Genomic DNA, 18,465 nt, shown 5'->3' with positions numbered 1-18,465 from the left:
CGAGTTCCCCGATCCGATGTTCTTCGAACGATTGCATGTCCAACTGCACCACATTCTGTTTCTTGAAACTATCTGTGATCAGGCGTTTCGCGCAATCTTTTGAGAACCTGCAAAGGAAACGGGGCGAAAATTCGTCCGAGAATCTGACAATTTCACGTAAGAATTTTGTTGGCGCGGCCACAATTCTGCCAGGACCCATTCGACAGAACAGGAGCATCAAAGGGTAAGTGATTGAATTAAATCAATTAAACAAAAAACAGCCCGCTGTCGCGTGCTAATCAGTATCAACCAAACATGACATAAGCCGAATCTTGCTTATTCACTGCCGGTTTTCTTGGAAATATCAGCGCCTTGGACGCAAGGCCCATATGTCACTCGGTGATTTCCACCACAACCAGTTCACGCTCACTTGCGCCGCGCGCGTGATTCAGGGCCTGCTGGTAGTCATCCGAGTTATAGCAATCAACCGCTGCCTCCAGCGTCGGGAAGCGCGCCACTACGTTTCGTGGACGTTCCTTGCCTTCCAGCTGAACGTACCGCGCAGCACGGGCGATAAACTCGCCTCCGTGCTTGGCGATGGCCGGTCCGGCCAGTTCAGCGTATTTGCCGTACGCCTCAGTGTCCGTCACCGTGACATGCGCAATCCAAAGAGCAGCCATGTTATCCTCCCAAAACCTGTTGTGCGGCCTTGATTGCCGCCTCTGCATTTGATGCATCCTTGCCGCCGCCCTGGGCCATGTCAGGACGGCCGCCGCCGCCTTTTCCGCCCAACTCGATCACGGCCGCTTTTACAAGATCCACCGCCGAAATTCGTCCGGTCAGATCTTCCGTCACACCAGCCGCAACGGCCGCCTTGCCGCCCGTATCCGCAATCAGCAGCACCGCACCCGATCCAAGACGGCTTTTGTGTTCGTCGATCAACGCAGGAAGGTCCTTGCCTGAAACACCGCTGAGGGCTTGCGCCAGGAATTTCACACCATTTACATCCCGCGCCTCGGCACCACCGCCCTGACCGGCCCCACCAGCCATAGCCAGATCCCGGCGCAACTGAGCCACTTCATTCTGCAAAGCCTTGCGTTCGTCCAGAAGGCTTTTCACGCGCGCCACAACGTCGTCCGGTTGCGCCTTCAGTTCTGATGCGACCTGAGCCAGACGTTGATCCTGTGCCGAAAGATAGCGGAAGGCTTCATCCCCGGTCAGCGCTTCGATCCGGCGCACACCTGCACTGCTGGCGCTGTCACCCAACACAACAAAGGTGCCGATATCTCCTGTCTGGCGCACATGTGTACCGCCACAGAGTTCTATCGACCACGTATCGCCGTCATGGCCTTTGCCTGTTGGTGCCTTGCCCATGGAGACGACACGAACCTCGTCACCATATTTCTCGCCGAACAGGGCCTGCGCGCCCAATGCGCGCGCGTCGTCGGGTGTCATGACCCGGGTTTCAACAGTCGAATTCTGGCGGATGAAATCGTTCACCTCGCGTTCGACTTTTTGGATTTCCTCCAGGCTCAGCGCTTTGGAATGACTGAAGTCGAACCGCAGACGATCCGCCGCGTTCAGCGAACCGCGTTGTGCTACGTGGTCGCCCAGTGTTTCGCGCAATGCTTCATGCAGCAGGTGCGTGGCCGAGTGATTGGCGCGAATGGCGGAACGGCGGGCGTGATCAACCTCAAGCTCTACCGCATCGCCTTTGCGAACAACTCCGCTTTGAACTGCTACCTTATGAGCATAGACCTTGCCGTCGGCAAACTTCCTCGTGTCCTCTACGCGGCTCAGGTGATCGCGATCCTCCAGCCTACGCAACGCGCCAGTATCGCCGACCTGACCGCCGGCCTCCCCGTAGAACGGGGTCTGGTTCACGACGACCCAACCGCTGCTGCCCGCGTCGATCTTGTCAACCAGTGCGCCATCAACAACCAGGGCGACAACCTGCGCTTCGGCTTTCTCGGTATCGTAGCCCAGAAAATCCGTCGCACCGGCGGTATCCAGCACATCAAACCATACAACCTGATCCGCTGCTTCACCTGACCCGGCCCATGCAGCACGTGCCTTGGCCTTCTGTTCAGCCATCGCGGTGTCAAAACCGTCCGTGTCGACGCTCAGGCCCTTTTCACGCAGCGCATCCTGCGTAAGATCCAGTGGGAAGCCATACGTGTCGTAAAGCTTAAAGGCCGCTTCACCTGACAGGGGTGCCCCCTCGGAAAGCCCTGAAACCTCATCATCCAGCAACTTCAGACCACGGTCCAGCGTCTGCTTGAACCGGGTTTCTTCCAGCAGCAGCGTCTCTTCGATAAGCGGTTGCGCCTGTTTCAGTTCAGAATAATGCCCGCCCATCTGCTGCACCAGCGTAGGCACCAGGCGATGCATGACAGGATCCTTGGCGCCCAGCAGGTGCGCATGGCGCATGGCGCGGCGCATGATCCGGCGCAGAACATATCCCCGGCCGTCATTGCTGGGCATCACACCGTCTGCAATCAGGAACGACGTCGACCGCAGGTGATCCGCGATCACCCTGTGATGCACGTTCTGGTCGCCATAGGGGTCGACACCGGTCGCATCCGCCGAAGCCTCGATCAGGGTTTTGAACAGATCCGTGTCGTAATTGTCATGGCTGCCCTGCAACAGCGCCCCAATCCGTTCAAGCCCCATACCTGTGTCGATCGACTGCATGTCAAGTTCGACCATCGAGCCATCTTCGAACTGCTCGTTTTGCATGAAAACGACGTTCCAGATTTCGATGAATCGGTCGCCATCCTCCTCGGGTGAACCCGGAGGGCCACCCCAGATGTGATCGCCGTGATCATAGAAGATCTCGGTGCACGGGCCGCAAGGTCCGGTCGGACCCATCTGCCAGAAATTGTCATTGGTGGCGATGCGAATGATCCGGTCCTCGGGCACACCGACCTTTTTCCAGATTTCAAAGGCTTCATCATCGGTATGATAGACGGTGGTCAACAGGCGGGTCTTGTCGATACCGAATTCCCTGGTGATCAGCTCCCAGGCAAATGGGATCGCTTCATGTTTGAAATAATCCCCGAATGAGAAGTTTCCCAGCATCTCAAAAAACGTATGGTGACGCGCCGTATAGCCAACATTGTCGAGGTCGTTGTGCTTGCCACCCGCACGCACACATTTCTGCGCCGTGGTGGCGCGTTTGTAATCGCGGGTTTCCAGACCGGTGAACAGGTTCTTGAACTGCACCATGCCTGAGTTCACGAACATCAGTGTCGGGTCATTGCGCGGCACCAGCGGGCTGGACGCGACGACCTCATGCCCTTGTTTTTCAAAGTAGTTCAGAAAAGTCGATCGGATGTCGTTCAGGGTTGGCATAGGGCTCTCTCGGCGCACGTATATCTTGGTCTCCGTTGGTTTAGCCCCCTGTCAGGTGAGTGTCCACAGCAGAGGCACACAGGAACGAAACAAGGCGACCCGATCAAGCCGCCTTGTTTCAAGTGTTACAGTCTTTGCGCAGATGTCAGGGTTACCCACCTCATGACATCAGGCCTCCAGAATATCGTCATCCTCGGCAACGCCTGGCGACATATCGAATTCCAGCCCATGCGCCGCGCGGATCTTGTCTTCGATGTCCAGCGCCACCCGGCTGTTTTCCCGCAGGTATTGTTTGGCGTTCTCACGCCCCTGCCCGATCCGCTCATCACCATAGCTGAACCAGGATCCTGACTTTTCAACAACACCGGCTTTGACACCCAAATCCAGCAATTCGCCCATCTTCGAGATGCCTTCGCCATACATGATATCGAACTCGACCTGCTTGAACGGCGGTGCGACCTTGTTCTTCACAACTTTGACGCGGGTCTGGTTCCCGACCACTTCATCCCGGTCCTTGATCGCGCCAATCCGGCGGATATCCAGCCGAACCGAGCTGTAGAATTTCAGCGCATTGCCACCGGTTGTGGTTTCCGGGCTGCCGAACATCACGCCGATCTTCATCCGGATCTGGTTGATGAAGATGACCATGCAGTTCGAACGGCTGATCGAGCCTGTCAGTTTGCGCATTGCCTGGCTCATCAGCCGGGCCTGAACACCCACGCTGCTGTCTCCCATGTCCCCTTCGAGTTCCGATTTCGGCGTCAGGGCAGCGACCGAGTCGACAACAACCATATTGACTGCGCCCGAGCGTACCAGAGTATCTGTGATTTCAAGCGCCTGCTCACCGGTGTCAGGCTGGGAGATCAAAAGCTCATCCAGATCAACGCCCAGCTTGCGGGCATATTGCGGGTCCAGAGCGTGTTCCGCATCTACGAACGCGCAAACTCCGCCGCGCTTTTGCTGCTCAGCAATGCAATGAAGGGTCAAAGTGGTTTTACCCGAGCTCTCAGGCCCGTAAATCTCAACGATACGCCCCATCGGCAGCCCGCCGATACCCAGCGCGATATCCAGACCCAGCGACCCGGTCGAGCTCGCCTCGATATCCTGCCGGGCATCTTCTCCCAGCTTCATGATCGACCCCTTGCCGAACTGCCGTTCGATCTGGGCCAGCGCACTGTCGAGCGCCTTTTGCTTGTCTGCGTTTTTCTTGTCGCTCATTGTCAGAAGATCCGCCATTGTCCTGTCGCCTTCCCTTTTGTCACACCCTTAATCGGGCGGCAATCGCTGCTTTGTTCGCCTCTTGTTCCTTATGAGATCAAAAAGAGAACATTTCAACTAAAACTTACAGAAATCAGTCTTCTGCAATTGTGTTAAAGAGTCGTTTACGACAATCTGCATAAGAAGCATGGCAACCTTGGGAACCGATAAATGCTTGTTTTTTATAAAGAACGACTTGCTTTTCTTTCAGTCCCCAAGACCGGAAGCACGGCTTATCACACGGCGTTGCGTGACCGGGCCGATCTCATCGTGACACATCCACCTGAGCTGAAACACGCCCCGGTGCGTCGGTATGACCGGTTTTTCCAGACCATGTTTCGAAAACTGTTTGATACCGAGATGGAAATTATGGCCGTTGTGCGCGAGCCGTTGGATTGGCTGGGCAGCTGGTACCGGTTTCGCAGTCGTGAAGACTTGATAGGTCAACCGCGCTCGACACGTGACATGAGTTTTGACGCATTCGTTCAAGCCTATTTGCTGGACACACGTCCCGAGTTCGCAAATGTCGGCAGCCAGGCGCAATTCTTCCGTACCCGCAACGACAGTGCTGGCGCTCGTCATATCTTCAAATACGAACATCAGGACAAGGTGTTGGACTTTCTGCAAACACGTCTGGACATGCAGATCGACCTGAAGCGCGAAAACGTATCGCCTCCGGGAGATTTGCATCTGTCACCTGCTACCGAACAGAAGTTTCGAAATGCCTGCCCGGAAGAATTTGCGCTGCACAAAGCCGCATTGTGATCCATCAGTTGAGTTGTTGAAACACGGCCTCTGTCAGTTGGGTGAGGGAAAACGGTTTGGGCAGAAAGGTTGAGTTGGCAATATCCGGACCGGTATCGCCGAAAACGCCTTCGGTATACCCGGACACGAAAATCACACGCGCATCCGGGCGCGTCTCCATGGCCTTGCGCACCCAAGTGGGCCCGTCCATTCTTGGCATGACAACATCTGTGACGAATACATCAACACTTAACGCGGAATCTTCAAGCAGTCGAAGCGCCTCTTCCGCCGAGTCCGCCTCGAGCACGGTGTAACCTTTCAGCCGCAGGGCGCGGGTCGCAAAGGCGCGAACAGGCGCCTCATCCTCGACCAGCAGCACCACGCCTTCGCCCTGCCTGGCGCTCTGGGCTTCGGGCTGGACTGGCGATTCAGTTTCGACCTCGGACGTCGTCGCGCAAACCGGAAGAAAGACAGTGAACTCGGTGCCCCGTCCAATTGCGCTGTCGACAAAGATAAACCCACCGGTTTGCTTTACGATCCCGTAGGCCGTTGACAACCCCAACCCGGTGCCCTCACCAGTTCGTTTCGTGGTGTAGAAGGGTTCGAAAATCTTCTGCAGCTTATCTGCTGGGATACCAACACCGCCATCCACAACCTTGACTGTCACATAGTCGCCCGGTTGTACGGTTGCCCTGTCCCGCATGAGAGGCTGCAAAAGGGTCAACACACTGGTTTCAATGCGAATTTCACCACCGTCCGGCATGGCATCTCGTGCGTTAACGACAAGGTTCATCAGCACCTGCTCAAGTTGACGCTTGTCCGCCCGCACGGGTTTGAGCACCGGATCGTGGCTCAGCGTCAATTGCACCTTCTCGCCAACCAAACGGTTCAGCAGGTGAATAAGGTCCGAGATCGTGTCACGCAGATCCAACACTTCCGGCCTGAGGGTCTGTTTTCGCGAAAACGCCAAAAGCTGACTGACCAGCGCGGCGGCCCGGTTGGCATTCTGATTGATCTGCACCAAATCCCCGTAGTCCGGGTCATTCTGGTCATGGCGCAACAGCAGCAGATCGCAGTGACCGGAAATGGCCGTCAGCAGGTTGTTGAAATCATGTGCAACACCTCCGGCCAATTGCCCTACGGCCTGCATCTTCTGGCCCTGAACGAATTGAGCTTCCAGAGTCTTCAGTTCAGTCGCATCGTTCAGAACCGCGATCAGGCATATCTTTCCATCGACAAACACACGGCTCAGGGTGACTTGAACAAAGATTTCCTTGTCGTCCCTAATGAACTGCAAAAACTCTGATCGCTGCGTTTCTTCATGCGCCTCGGTTCGTTTCAACCAATCCAGCACAGGGCCCCCTACGCCCCGCATGATGTCGCTGATGTTACTGCCTTCAAGCTGCTTCTTTCCCAACAGTTTCGCCGCCAGCCGATTACTGTCCAGAATGATGCCGTCCTCGGAAAGTCTGAGGATTGGAACCGGGAGGTCAGAGAAGGACATGACCGCATCCTGTGCGGGCATCTGCGTAATCGGTAACAAACAAAGGCTTCGTTCCGACCCGGATTGAGAAAATTCGGACACGGCTGCCAGAATATGACCATCGCGGGTCCTGACTGCGTTGACAGCCCCGGTCCGCGGTTCGGCTTCGCTGAAAATATCCTGCGCCCTGGCAGGGTGCGCACCAAACAAACGCTCGGCCGTGGCATTGACGCGCAATACGTCACCTGCGCGTCCAAGGGTTACGACCGGCAAGCCAAGGGTTTGCCAGCTATCCTGTTGAACACAGCTAAAGTTCCAGTAGAACAGTCCCGGCCGCAATCGGTGCACGGAAACCGAAATAGTCCGATCGCCACCGGGAAACTCGCTCTGGGCGCTTCCTGTGGATTGCGCCCGCGATTGTAGGCTCAACAAGATCGCCGAAGGGTTAGCAAACCTGGAGCGCAAACAGCGGGCTAGGTTTTCGCCTCGTATGGCCCCCAGCTTTTTGTCCGCCAGGACGTTCGCGGCCAATATGTCACCATACCCGTTTGAGATCACGACCGGAGCATCCTCGCGCTCTGCGAAAGCGGCCAAAAGGGCTGATATCTGTTGCAAATGCCTGTTCGTAATCGCCCCCTTGATCCCAAACAAGAGCGCCACAACCAAAAGGGAAATGCCTGTTGCCAGCAAACCTTTTGTCCAATCCGACGGCAGAAACCCAACCGCAGGTGCCAGGCTGATCAACAGCGCCACAAACACTAACGACCCGATCCGAAACACCGATGGAGTATTGGCGGCTGAAGGGGCTGGAACAAATTCAGTGATGTCAGGCATAAACGGCTCGGGCACAGGTTTTGCGGTAATAACAGGTAGAATTGGTTAACACTCGCCTAACGGCGTTAAAAAACAAGTTAGCTACCCAAGGTTGTATTTACCGAAAGATCAGCGCGTCAAGTGTGACGTAAAGAACCCGTCGGACCCGCGAGTTACCTGCCATGCCTGCCGGAAGGTTTCACGCCAGCCCGCATGTTTTGTCAGAAACCTGTCGACAACCGCATCGTTCTCGTCGGCAAGAACCGAACACGTTGCATAAGCCAGCACTCCACCTGCTTGGACCAATGGCGTGATATCTGCGAGAATGTCAGCCTGAATGACCGTGAGTTCTTGCAAACGGTCTTCAGTCAACGCCCATTTGCCTGCCGGTGCGCGCCGCCACGAACCGCTGCCAGAACACGGGGCGTCGGCCAAAACGACGTCAAAAGGCCCGTGACCAGCAAGTTCCGCGCTGTTCAGGATGGTTATTCTGGCCCCTGCCCGTTCTGCCCGCGCTGGAATATCCTTCATTCGGCGCGCATTCACATCATGAGCGTAAACCTCGACACCCTTGTAGGCAGCAATCGCAAGCGACTTGCCGCCGCCCCCAGCGCAATAGTCCAAAACGCGCATTCCAGGGCGCAGATCCAAGGAAGCAACAACCGCCTGACTTGCCGCATCCTGAAGCTCGACCAAACCCTGAGCGTATGCCTGGCTTTGCGCGATCCGACGCGCGCCCTCTGTCACCTCCAGAGCGGTTTCACATATCGGCGTTGGACGGGCTGAAATACCGTCGGTCGCCAAAGCATCAATCGCCCGGGTTACATCCGTTTTCAACAAGTTGACCCGCAGAATAACCGGAGCGCGTTCCTGCAATGCCAATGCGCAAGGAACGGCGGCATCGTTCAAGGATGAGACGAGCTTTGGCCACAGCCAGTCAGGAAAATCATATCTCTCGGCTTCGGATTCAAAATCCCTTGATACTTCTTCATTTTGTAGGGCTTCGGGCGCGTGGCGGTCGCCGGTAAACAACTCAACCGGATCTTCACCCGATGCGCGAAAGGCGCCGATCATCAGGCCGCGACCAGTTCCGGAACCACCCAACGCAGCAAATGAGCGTTTGCACCGCAAAGCGTCAAACACATGATCGCGAATAGCTGCCCGATCCTTGGAGCCCGCAAACCTGCTGCGCCGCGCCCAGCCGGTCAGCGCCTTTTCAACCGGGGCCCCGGCGAGAATTTCATCCAGAATTTCAATCGAGGCCTGAACGCGGGCAGCAGGTGTCATCACGGATTACCTTTGCTGAAAAAGGCCGTGACAGGCCAATCCAAAATCACTACGGCACCCCGTGCTAGGGTGCCGTATGTCATGCGCAACGGCTTACATCACCCGGTAGTTCGGGCTTTCACGTGTGATTTGAACATCGTGCACGTGGCTCTCTTTCAGACCTGCGCCCGTGATCTTCACGAATTGGCAGTTTCTGCGCATCTCTTCGACGGTCGCGCAGCCGGTGTATCCCATTGCAGCGCGCAAACCACCAACAAGCTGGTGGATCACTGCACTGGCTGATCCTTTGTAAGGAACCTGCCCTTCGATCCCTTCGGGTACCAGCTTGTCATTTGCCGCGTCCTTCTGGAAATACCGATCCGCCGATCCGCGCGCCATCGCACCAAGACTGCCCATACCGCGATAGGATTTGAACGACCGGCCCTGATACAGAATGACCTCACCCGGGCTTTCGTCTGTGCCCGCGATCATCGAACCCACCATGGCGCACGACGCACCGGCGGCAATTGCCTTGGCAAAATCGCCCGAAAACTTGATGCCACCATCCGCAATGACCGGAACATCCCCCGCCGCGGCGGCACAATCACTGATCGCGGTCAGCTGAGGGACACCAACGCCCGCCACCATGCGTGTTGTACAGATCGAGCCGGGGCCAATACCAACCTTGATGGCGTCAGCGCCTGCGTCGATCAGCGCCTTGGTCGCCTCGCCTGTAGCTACGTTTCCGGCAATGATCTGAACCTCGTTCGACAGGGTTTTGACCCGTCTCACCGCATCCAGCACGCCCTGAGAGTGACCATGCGCCGTATCGACAACAATGATATCCACGCCCGAAGCCACCAGTTGCTCGGACCGCTCAAATCCCGCGTCTCCAACCGAAGTCGCGGCAGCCACTCGCAGGCGGCCAAGCCGGTCTTTGCACGCAGTTGGGTTCAGAACGGCCTGTTCGGTGTCCTTCAGCGTCAGCAGACCTGTCAGTTTTCTCGTGCCATCAACGACAAGCAGTTTTTCGATACGACGGGCCCGCATCAGGCTTTTGGCCTCTTCCAGATCAGCGGGTTCTTTCAGCATTGCCAGGTTTTCCGAGGTCATCATCGCCTTGATCGGCGTGTCGTCTGAATTGGCAAAGCGCATATCCCGGTTGGTCACGATACCAACCACGCGACCATCTGCGTCAACCACCGGGAAACCGGTGAAATTATAGCGCTCGACCAGAGCCTTCGCATCGGCCAGGGTCTGATCCGCACGCAAGGTAACGGGGTTGTAGACGATACCCGATTCGAACCGTTTGACGCGGCGAACCTCGCGAGACTGCTCTTCTACGGAAAGGTTCTTGTGGATGACCCCGATACCTCCCGCCTGTGCCATGGCAATGGCCATGCGCGCCTCGGTCACAGTGTCCATGGCCGAGCTCAGCAGCGGGATGTTCATGGTAATCTCACGCGTGACACGCGTGGTGGTGTTCGCTGTTGCCGGCAGCACTGAAGATGCGGCCGGAACCAGAAGAACGTCGTCAAAGGTGAGTGCCTCACGAATCTGCATCTGAATACCCCATGCAAAAGCCCGTTTGGCGGTGACCCTATTGCATGGATTGAACCAAAGGAAAAGCCCTTGGGGGCAACTCTGTGGCTCCAGTTGCCTATACAGCCGAAGAAAACGACGCATGCCGCGCAAATCGTGCCGCTGATAGCCCTTTCCCTTTGCGCTCAAACCCATATCTTGCCGGGAAAACGCGCGAACACAAAAAGGCATGTCACTCATGACCACCGACCCACTTGTCGTCTTTACCCCGTCCGGCAAACGCGGGCATTTTCCTGTCGGAACGCCCATTCTGACCGCAGCCCGCCAATTGGGAGTGGATCTGGATTCGGTTTGCGGGGGCCGTGGTATCTGTTCAAAGTGTCAGATCACCCCAAGCTATGGCGAGTTTCCCAAGCACGGCGTCACGGTGGCCAAGGATGCGCTGAGCGAATGGAACGCTGTCGAGCAACGATACGACGACAAGCGCGGTCTGAAACCCGGTCGTCGACTGGGCTGTCAGGCTTCGGTTCAGGGCGATGTCGTGATCGACGTACCGCCAGAAAGCCAGGTACATCGTCAGGTCGTTCGCAAGGCCGCCACGGCACGCGCCATCACCATGGATTCAGCAACGCGTCTGTATTTCGTGGTGGTCGAAGAACCCGACATGCATTCGCCAACCGGCGATCTGGAGCGCCTTGAGCGCGCACTGCGCCAGCAGTGGAAAATTGACGCGGTCACAGCGGATCTGTCACTTTTGTCCAAGCTGCAACCGGTTCTGCGCAAAGGCAAATGGGAGGTCACTGTGGCCGTTCACAAAGGTCACAAGGACAGCGTCGCACGCATTGTCGAAATCTGGCCCGGCCTGCACGAAGGCGGGCTGTATGGGCTGGCCATCGACCTTGGCTCAACTACGATTGCGGCTCATCTGACCGACTTGGAAACCGGCGAGGTCAAGGCGTCATCGGGTCTGATGAACCCGCAAATCCGCTTTGGCGAAGATCTGATGAGCCGTGTTTCATATTCCATGATGAACCCCGGCGGGGATCAGGAAATGACAAAAGCCGTGCGCGAGGCGATCAATGATCTGACCACCTCAATCGCTGAAGAAGCTGGGATTGACACCGCGCTGATCGTTGAAACGGTGTTTGTCTGCAACCCGGTCATGCACCATCTGCTGCTGGGTCTGGACCCGGTCGAACTGGGTCAGGCGCCCTTTGCCTTGGCCACGTCCGAGTCAATGTCCCTGCCCGCACGCGAGATGGAACTGACCACCATGAACCCCCGCGCGCAGGTCTATATCCTGCCTTGCATCGCGGGCCACGTGGGCGCGGATTGTGCGGCAGTTGCCCTGTCCGAAGAACCCGGCAAGTCCGAGGATTTGGTTCTGATCGTGGATGTGGGCACCAATGCCGAAATCCTGCTGGGCAACACCAGCCGCGTTCTGGCCTGTTCCTCGCCCACAGGGCCTGCGTTTGAAGGCGCACAGATCAGTTCTGGCCAGCGCGCTGCACCCGGCGCGATCGAGCGGATCGAAATCGATCCCCTTACCAAGGAACCCCGCTTTCGCATCATCGGGTCCGAAAAATGGTCCGACGAAGACGGCTTTGACCTTGATGTCGCCACCACTGGTATCACCGGCATCTGCGGCTCGGGCATTATCGAAGCTGTGGCCGAGATGCGTATGGCTGGACTTCTGGACGAAAGCGGCCTGATCGGATCGGCCGAGCAGACTGGAACGGCCCGCTGCATTCCTGAAGGCCGCACACATGCTTACCTGATTCACGACGCCAGCGCCGAAGGCGGCCCCCGCATCACTGTCACGCAGGGCGACATCCGCGCCATCCAGCTGGCAAAATCCGCGCTTTATGCCGGTGCGCGCCTTCTGATGGACGAGATGGAAGTTGACAAGGTGGATCGTGTGGTTCTGGCCGGTGCCTTTGGCGCTCATATCTCGACCAAGCACGCCATGGTTCTGGGCATGATCCCTGATGCACCGCTTGACAAGGTCACCAGCGCGGGTAACGCCGCTGGTACAGGTGCACGGATTGCGCTGTGCAATATCGGATCACGCGCTGAAATCGAACGCGTCGTGCGCGAGATCACCAAGATCGAAACCGCCATTGAGCCGAAGTTCCAGGATCATTTCGTGGCCGCCAACGCGATCCCGCACAAAACCGATCCGTTTCCGGAACTGGCGCAGGTTGTCACGCTGCCCAATCCAAGCTTCAACACAGGTGGAGAGAGCGAAACAGGCGGTGGGCGCCGTCGCAGACGCCGCGGTTAAACCAGCATAGGAACGACTCGCAGGTACGCCTCGGGTCGTTCCCCAAACTGGTTTCAGGTTTCGAGACGCACCTCGCCCAGCGACGAAACGCCCATCTGCGCCATGGCAATACTCATTTCATCACTCAGCACAGACCACAGTTGCTCAAGCCCTTCTTCCCCTTCTGCCGCGATTGCAAATTGCAGGATGCGGCCGAAGAAGGCAAAATCTGCGCCGTTTGCCAAGGCTTTCAAAACATCCTCGCCCGAGCGCAAACCGCTGTCGTAAAACAGCGGATATTCCGGACCGACGGCGTTCCGAATTTCAGGCAATACGGCAATCGGCGCGGGCGCACTGTCCAACTGGCGGCCACCGTGGCTTGAGACCTGAATGGCATCGACACCTGCCGACTTGAGGTTCAGCGCGTCCTCTGCATCCAGAACGCCCTTGACCACCAGTTTCCCGGCCCACTGGTCGCGCAGACGGGCCAGTGTCTCCCAAGTCGCCTTGGCCCGGCTTTCCCGGCGATCAAAATCATATCCGTCCATCAGGAAATTCGCCATTTCGGGCTTGCCCCGCAGTAGCGTTGATAGCGACCACCGGGGGTGAAGCGCAAAATCAAGCACCTGTTTCGGGCCCATTTTGAATGGCATCCTAAACCCATGGCGCAATTCACGCGGTCGACGTCCCACTTCGGGCACGTCCACCGTCAGCACCAGCGTTTCGTACCCCGCAGCCTTTGCGCGCTCGACCAACTTGAAGGTGCCACTGCCATCGCCGCTGAAATACAGCTGAAACCAGGCATGTCCCTCTGCCTCGACAATCAGGTCTTCCATTGGCGTCGATGCGACGGTTGAGACCCCAAGCGGCACCTCGTACCGCGCCGCAAGGCGTGCCAGCATCAGATCTGCACCGGGGGCCGACAGGTTGCACATCCCCATCGGTGCGATGCCAAACGGGCGCTGAGTCGACCTGCCAAAGACGGAACAAGCAAGCGACCTTTCGCTGACATCATTCAGAATTCTAGGGCGAAGGGTCAGCGCATCCAGTGCAGCCCTGTTTCGGGCTGCGCCAACCTCGGACCCGGCGGAACCGTCGATATAGTCAAATACCATCCACGGCAGACGCCGCCGCGCGAGGCGGCGGGCGTCCTCGGAACTGTGGATAGCGCTGGATAACATCAGGCCTGTACGGCCTTCATGAACCGGTCGCGGATCACCACCGGATCCATCGTGATAACAGGCATCTTGGCATTTCCGCTTTCGCACTTAGCCACGATGATGGTCATCTGTTTCGAATCCAGCGCTTCTTGCAGCACGCGGCCGGTGTCTTCGGCCTGACATTCGATTACGCGCTCGCATCCTGCGGCTTCCGCCATTTTCGCCAGAGAGGTCTTCTGCCCGGCATACGTCGGCTGATCCCCAGTGGACCCGTACGACCCATTATCGACGATCAACAGGATATAGTTGTCCGCCACGTTGTTGGCGATGGTCGGCAAGGTACCCAGATTGGTCAGAACCGACCCGTCCCCATCGATCACGATAACCGGCTTGGGCTGCGACAAGGCCAGACCCAGACCGATGGATGAGGCCAGCCCCATCGTGCCCAGCATATAGAAATTGGTAGGCTGGTCGTCGATGGCATGCAGTTCCTGACTCGGAATGCCGATGTTGCAAACAACAAGCTGATCGCGCAGGATCGGAGCGATTTCTTTCAGAATTTCAGAACGGATCATTGGTCGCCATAGCCTCCCCAGAAACTGGCATCGGTCAGAATGGCGACCGGTTTATTGCACATAAAGGTGTATTTGAGGATCGTGTCGAGCTCCTCAACATCTGACTGATGGTGGAAATGATAAGTCGGGATATTCAGCTGAGCCAGCAGCGCTTTGGTATGCACGGCCATTTCAACCTGGCAGGCAACCGGTTCGCGCAGCTCTCCGCGATAGGAAATCAGCATCGGCAATGGCATGCGATAAAACTGGATCAGTGTCGCCAGTGTGTTGATCGTCACACCGATTGCGGTGTTTTGCATGATGATCGCGGGACGCTTGCCGCCCATCCATGCCCCGGCGCACAGGCCCATCCCCTCGTCTTCCTTGTTGGACGGGATGTGATGGATGTCCTCTCGCTGGTCGATTTCAGCGATGACACCTGCCAGTTGCTTGCACGGGACGGTGGTGACGAACGAGATATCGTTGGCCACCAGATCGTCGGTTATCTTCTTGTCTATGTTCATAGTCGGGCTGTTGGTCCTGTTGGGGCGCTTGGCGCGATTAAGGAAATCAGGTTCTTCGGTGCACATGTACAGCGCAGGGGGCATGACGAACAACGCGTGACGCTGTCGATCCCAGAAAGTAGTCGCTCAGGTCCGGTTTGTGCGAACCTATAACAATGCAGTCCACATTGTTGCTGGTAGCGTAGTCAATGATGGTGCGGGCGGTGTGTCCTTTGATAATTTCGGCTTTCACACCATCCAGCCCGTCAACTTTTTGCAACAATGCCCGCCTCGCGCGCTCGAACCCTTCGGCCACTGCGGATTTGTCGAGATAGGCGCTGACTGATCCCTGTGGCATTTCGTAGACATGCAAGCCGATGATCTCGGCCCCGTTTTCGGACAAGGCACGCGCGACTTCCAGCGTATGCTGTGAAATGCCGTGATCCAAAGCCATCGGGACCAGAATTTTCTTGTACATGGTGGCCTCCAGTTCTGTCAGGTTTATCCCCAGGGTCTCAGGATAATCTTCGGTGCGGCTACAGAGCCAGAGCGGATATCGCGAAACGCCTGCGCGCCATCGGCCAGTGCACGCTCATCAACCCAATTCAGGGCGCCAAGACGGCCGTCAAAGATCGCCTGAGCCGTGTCGCGGAAATCCTGCGCGGTGTAGGTGTAGGTTCCGATAAAGGTGATCTCCTGCAAGGTCATGCGACGCACGTCCAGACCTCTGGCATCTTCACCCAATCCGACATGCGCGATCACGCCACCCGGCGCGGCCAGGGCCGAAGCGACCGACCGTGTCGCGGCATATCCAACAGCATCAATGACCAACGGGAAAGACCCATTGGGCGCATCCACAAGTGCAAAACTTTCGATTTCCGCCAGATAAGTCCGGCGCAACGCGTTTGGTTCCGCGATTGTAACGTCTTCAATACCCTGCGCCCGCAGGGCCAAGGCCGCCGCAAGGCCAATAGCCCCTCCGCCAATCACCAAGGCGCGGCGGTCCATCGCTGAATGCAGAGCCTCGATCCCCAGTCTGACTGCGTGCCAGCTTACCGCCAGAGGTTCGGCCAGCGCAGCCTTGGCGAAAGGGACATCATCGGGCACGTCGACAAGATTTCTGCCTGGCATCGAGACATATTGCGCGAACGCCCCTTCGCGCGGTGGCATCGAGATGATCTGGCGGTCCGGGCACAGATTCTCGCGACCCGCCCGACATGCCGCGCATTGGCCACAGGTTACCAGCGGGTTGATCGTCACCCGGTCACCGGCGCGGATACCATCAGCTATGACACCGGCTGCCTCGTGCCCGAGGATCAGGGGCGCTGGGCGACGTGCATCATGGCCCAGATAGGCGTGCATGTCCGATCCGCAGATGCCAACCGCCTCGACCCGGATCAGGTGTTCCGATGCGCCCGGTTCGGCATTCGGCACATCGTCAAAAACCATGTGTTCAACACCTTTGTAAACCAGAGCCTTCATTTGGCAGTAAACCCTCCGTCAACCATCAGAACCTGTCCCGTGACATAGTCAGATGCCCGAGAGCATAAGAACAGGATCGGCCCGTCGATATCCTGCATCCGCCCATTGCGTCCGATACAGGTTTGCGCGGCGTTCCGTTCCGCGCGCTTGGGGTCGTCGAACACAGCCTGCGTCAGTTCGGTGGGAAAGAACCCCGGTCCGATGGCGTTGGCGTTTATGCCAAAGGGCGACCACGCCTCGGCCATGGCGCGTGTCAACTGCCCGATCCCCGCCTTGGACGCGCCATAGGCGATACCACCTGGAAAAGCGCGCGTTGTTTGCAGCGAGGCGAAATTGACAATTCGCCCCCACCCCTTTTCCTTCATCGCCGGAACCATCGCCTGGCTGAGGAAGAACGGTGCGCTGAGGTTCAGGGCAAGCGTGGCATCCCACCCCTCAGGAGTAACATCATCCGCAGCCTCACGCGTGTTCACCCCAGCCGCATGGACCAGTATGTCCGGAGGGCCAAACTTGGATGCGACGGCCTGTGTCAACGCATTTACCCCATCTCGATCTGCAACGTCTGCAACAACCGTTGCAGCGCGCGTGCCAATCTCGGCCTGCATCTGCGCCAATGCCTCGCTGCGCCGGGCTATACCGACAACACGCGCACCTGCTGCGGCAAGAGTCCGTGCCACTTGCCGCCCAAGTCCCGAGCTGGCACCGGTGATACACGCCACCCGGCCAGTCAGGTCAAACAATGAGCGCGGGTCATCCATCGGCGGTCAAGTCGAATTGCTCGTCCGGGAAATACTTTGCAAGACGCACATCTGCGGCACGGGCGTGACCTTCCATTCCTTCCAACCGCGATATCCGCGCGGTCGCTTCGGCAATGGGCTTCGACCCTTCGCGCGTGGCCCTCTGCCACGTCACAATCTTCATGTATTTATGGACACTCAGCCCGCCAGTATAGCTGGCCGCGCCCGAGGTTGGCAGAACATGGTTCGTACCGGTCGCTTTATCTCCGTATGACACGGTTGTTTCCTCGCCCAGAAACAGCGATCCGTAACAGGTCAGCCGTTCCAGCCACCAATCCAGATCCTCAGCCTGAACCGTTAGATGCTCAGGTGCGTATTCGTCGGAACAGGCGGCCATCTCTTCGCGGTTGGAACAGACGATAACCTCAGCATAATCGCGCCATGCGGCCGAGGCGTTTTCGCGGTTCAGTTCCGGCAGATCTGCGATCAGCGCAGGCACCAGTTCCATCACCTTTTGCGCAAGGTCGCGATCATCGGTGACCAGCCAGACCGGCGAGTTGTATCCGTGCTCGGCCTGACTGACCAAATCGGTGGCGACGACATGCGCATCGGCGGACTGATCGGCAAGGATCAAACTGTCGGTCGGACCTGCGATCATGTCGATACCAACCTTGCCGTAAAGGATGCGCTTGGCTTCGGCCACGAACTGATTGCCGGGGCCCACAAGGATGTTGGCGCGCGGTAGACCAAACAGGCCGTAGGTCATGGCGGCAACACCCTGCACGCCCCCCATGGCCAGAATGCTGTCGGCCCCGCAGATATGCGCCGCATAAACGATGGCAGGCGCGACCCCTTCGCCGGGACGCGGGGGCGAGCAGGCCGTGATGTGGCGACATCCCGCAACTTTCGCGGTGGTCACTGTCATAATCGCACTGGCGATGTGGCTGTATCGCCCCCCTGGCACGTAACACCCTGCAGCATCCACTGGAATTGCCTTCTGCCCAGCAACGAAGCCCGGAACGATCTCGGTCTGAACGTCAGATACGGTCGCTTTCTGCGTCTCGGCAAAGCGCCGCACATTGTCGTGGGCGAAACGGATGTCGGCCTTCAGCTTTTCGGAAACTTTTGCACAGGCGGCCTCAATCTCAGCCGGGGTCAGCAAGACATTCCCTTCGTACTTGTCGAACTTGGCGGCGTATTCTCTTGCCTTTGCATCACCGCCCGCCTCGATATCGGTCAGAATTGTCTTCACCGTATCATGCACCTCTGAGGCGTGTGATTGAGCCGTTAAAGTTGCCTTTTTCAGATATTCACGAGGCATGTTCAGC

The 18,465-nt window shown here is 57.6% G+C and carries 15 protein-coding genes; 2 read left to right on the top strand and 13 right to left on the bottom strand.

Annotated features, from left to right (window positions below; all coding sequences use genetic code 11):
• Positions 1 to 371: 371 nt before the first annotated feature.
• The 3 genes from ACR0DY_RS01490 to recA form a co-directional block, all read right to left on the bottom strand.
• Positions 372 to 659 (bottom strand): DUF1330 domain-containing protein, encoded by a 288-nt coding sequence (locus tag ACR0DY_RS01490; RefSeq protein WP_480485606.1) that lies wholly within the window; start codon positions 657 to 659, stop codon positions 372 to 374.
• 1 nt (position 660) lies between these two features.
• Positions 661 to 3,333, bottom strand: a complete 2,673-nt coding sequence (gene alaS, locus ACR0DY_RS01485; RefSeq protein ID WP_480485604.1) for an alanine--tRNA ligase — start codon at positions 3,331 to 3,333, stop codon at positions 661 to 663.
• A gap of 168 nt (positions 3,334 to 3,501) precedes the next feature.
• Positions 3,502 to 4,569 carry a recombinase RecA gene (recA, locus tag ACR0DY_RS01480; RefSeq protein WP_267366220.1) on the bottom strand — a complete coding sequence of 356 codons (1,068 nt, stop codon included), beginning with the start codon at positions 4,567 to 4,569 and terminating at the stop codon, positions 3,502 to 3,504.
• A 192-nt stretch (positions 4,570 to 4,761) separates the two neighbouring features.
• Here recA and ACR0DY_RS01475 point away from each other — a divergent pair, with 192 nt between their 5' ends.
• On the top strand, positions 4,762 to 5,355 hold the full coding sequence (locus ACR0DY_RS01475; protein WP_480480866.1) for a sulfotransferase family protein: 594 nt from the start codon (positions 4,762 to 4,764) through the stop codon (positions 5,353 to 5,355).
• A gap of 4 nt (positions 5,356 to 5,359) precedes the next feature.
• Here ACR0DY_RS01475 and ACR0DY_RS01470 read toward each other — a convergent pair whose 3' ends face one another.
• From ACR0DY_RS01470 to guaB, 3 genes are all read right to left on the bottom strand, one after another.
• Positions 5,360 to 7,651, bottom strand: coding sequence for an ATP-binding response regulator (locus ACR0DY_RS01470; RefSeq protein ID WP_480480864.1), 2,292 nt, complete (start codon positions 7,649 to 7,651; stop codon positions 5,360 to 5,362).
• Between the two features lie 108 nt (positions 7,652 to 7,759).
• A complete protein-coding gene (locus tag ACR0DY_RS01465) occupies positions 7,760 to 8,917 on the bottom strand; it encodes an RsmB/NOP family class I SAM-dependent RNA methyltransferase (protein ID WP_480480862.1) in 1,158 nt (385 codons plus the stop codon).
• A gap of 93 nt (positions 8,918 to 9,010) precedes the next feature.
• The gene (gene guaB, locus ACR0DY_RS01460) at positions 9,011 to 10,459 is read right to left on the bottom strand and encodes an IMP dehydrogenase (RefSeq protein ID WP_209596318.1); all 1,449 of its coding nucleotides are present in this window, start codon (positions 10,457 to 10,459) and stop codon (positions 9,011 to 9,013) included.
• 217 nt (positions 10,460 to 10,676) lie between these two features.
• On the opposite strand from guaB, the gene ACR0DY_RS01455 reads away from it, so the two are divergent.
• Positions 10,677 to 12,722 (top strand): ASKHA domain-containing protein, encoded by a 2,046-nt coding sequence (locus ACR0DY_RS01455; RefSeq protein WP_209503879.1) that lies wholly within the window; start codon positions 10,677 to 10,679, stop codon positions 12,720 to 12,722.
• Positions 12,723 to 12,775: 53 nt separating this feature from the next.
• On the opposite strand, the gene ACR0DY_RS01450 is transcribed toward ACR0DY_RS01455, so the two are convergent.
• Genes ACR0DY_RS01450 through hisD form a run of 7 tightly spaced genes read right to left on the bottom strand, consistent with a single transcriptional unit; the run spans position 12,776 to position 18,458 of the window.
• Positions 12,776 to 13,882, bottom strand: a complete 1,107-nt coding sequence (locus tag ACR0DY_RS01450; RefSeq protein WP_480545566.1) for an alpha-hydroxy acid oxidase — start codon at positions 13,880 to 13,882, stop codon at positions 12,776 to 12,778.
• Positions 13,882 to 14,436, bottom strand: coding sequence for a sulfopyruvate decarboxylase subunit beta (comE, locus tag ACR0DY_RS01445; RefSeq protein ID WP_209503877.1), 555 nt, complete (start codon positions 14,434 to 14,436; stop codon positions 13,882 to 13,884). Before comE ends, ACR0DY_RS01450 begins: the two co-directional genes overlap by 1 nt.
• Positions 14,433 to 14,939, bottom strand: a complete 507-nt coding sequence (comD, locus tag ACR0DY_RS01440) for a sulfopyruvate decarboxylase subunit alpha (protein WP_267365987.1) — start codon at positions 14,937 to 14,939, stop codon at positions 14,433 to 14,435. The genes comE and comD overlap by 4 nt, the downstream gene beginning before the upstream one ends.
• Positions 14,940 to 14,985: 46 nt before the next feature.
• Complete coding sequence (locus ACR0DY_RS01435; protein WP_480505127.1) at positions 14,986 to 15,396, bottom strand: universal stress protein; 411 nt, start codon at positions 15,394 to 15,396, stop codon at positions 14,986 to 14,988.
• Between the two features lie 23 nt (positions 15,397 to 15,419).
• Positions 15,420 to 16,400: an alcohol dehydrogenase catalytic domain-containing protein gene (locus ACR0DY_RS01430; RefSeq protein ID WP_480485590.1), complete on the bottom strand. Its 981-nt coding sequence runs from the start codon at positions 16,398 to 16,400 to the stop codon at positions 15,420 to 15,422.
• On the bottom strand, positions 16,397 to 17,158 hold the full coding sequence (locus ACR0DY_RS01425; protein WP_480480852.1) for an SDR family NAD(P)-dependent oxidoreductase: 762 nt from the start codon (positions 17,156 to 17,158) through the stop codon (positions 16,397 to 16,399). Before ACR0DY_RS01425 ends, ACR0DY_RS01430 begins: the two co-directional genes overlap by 4 nt.
• Entirely contained in the window at positions 17,151 to 18,458 is a 1,308-nt protein-coding gene (hisD, locus tag ACR0DY_RS01420; protein ID WP_209503872.1) for a histidinol dehydrogenase, read from the bottom strand. The genes ACR0DY_RS01425 and hisD overlap by 8 nt, the downstream gene beginning before the upstream one ends.
• Positions 18,459 to 18,465 lie beyond the last annotated feature (7 nt).

Source organism: Ruegeria sp. O6 (assembly GCF_056535045.1).
The sequence above is the reverse complement of the archived record's forward strand: the minus strand, read 5'-3'. Positions and strand labels throughout refer to the sequence as shown.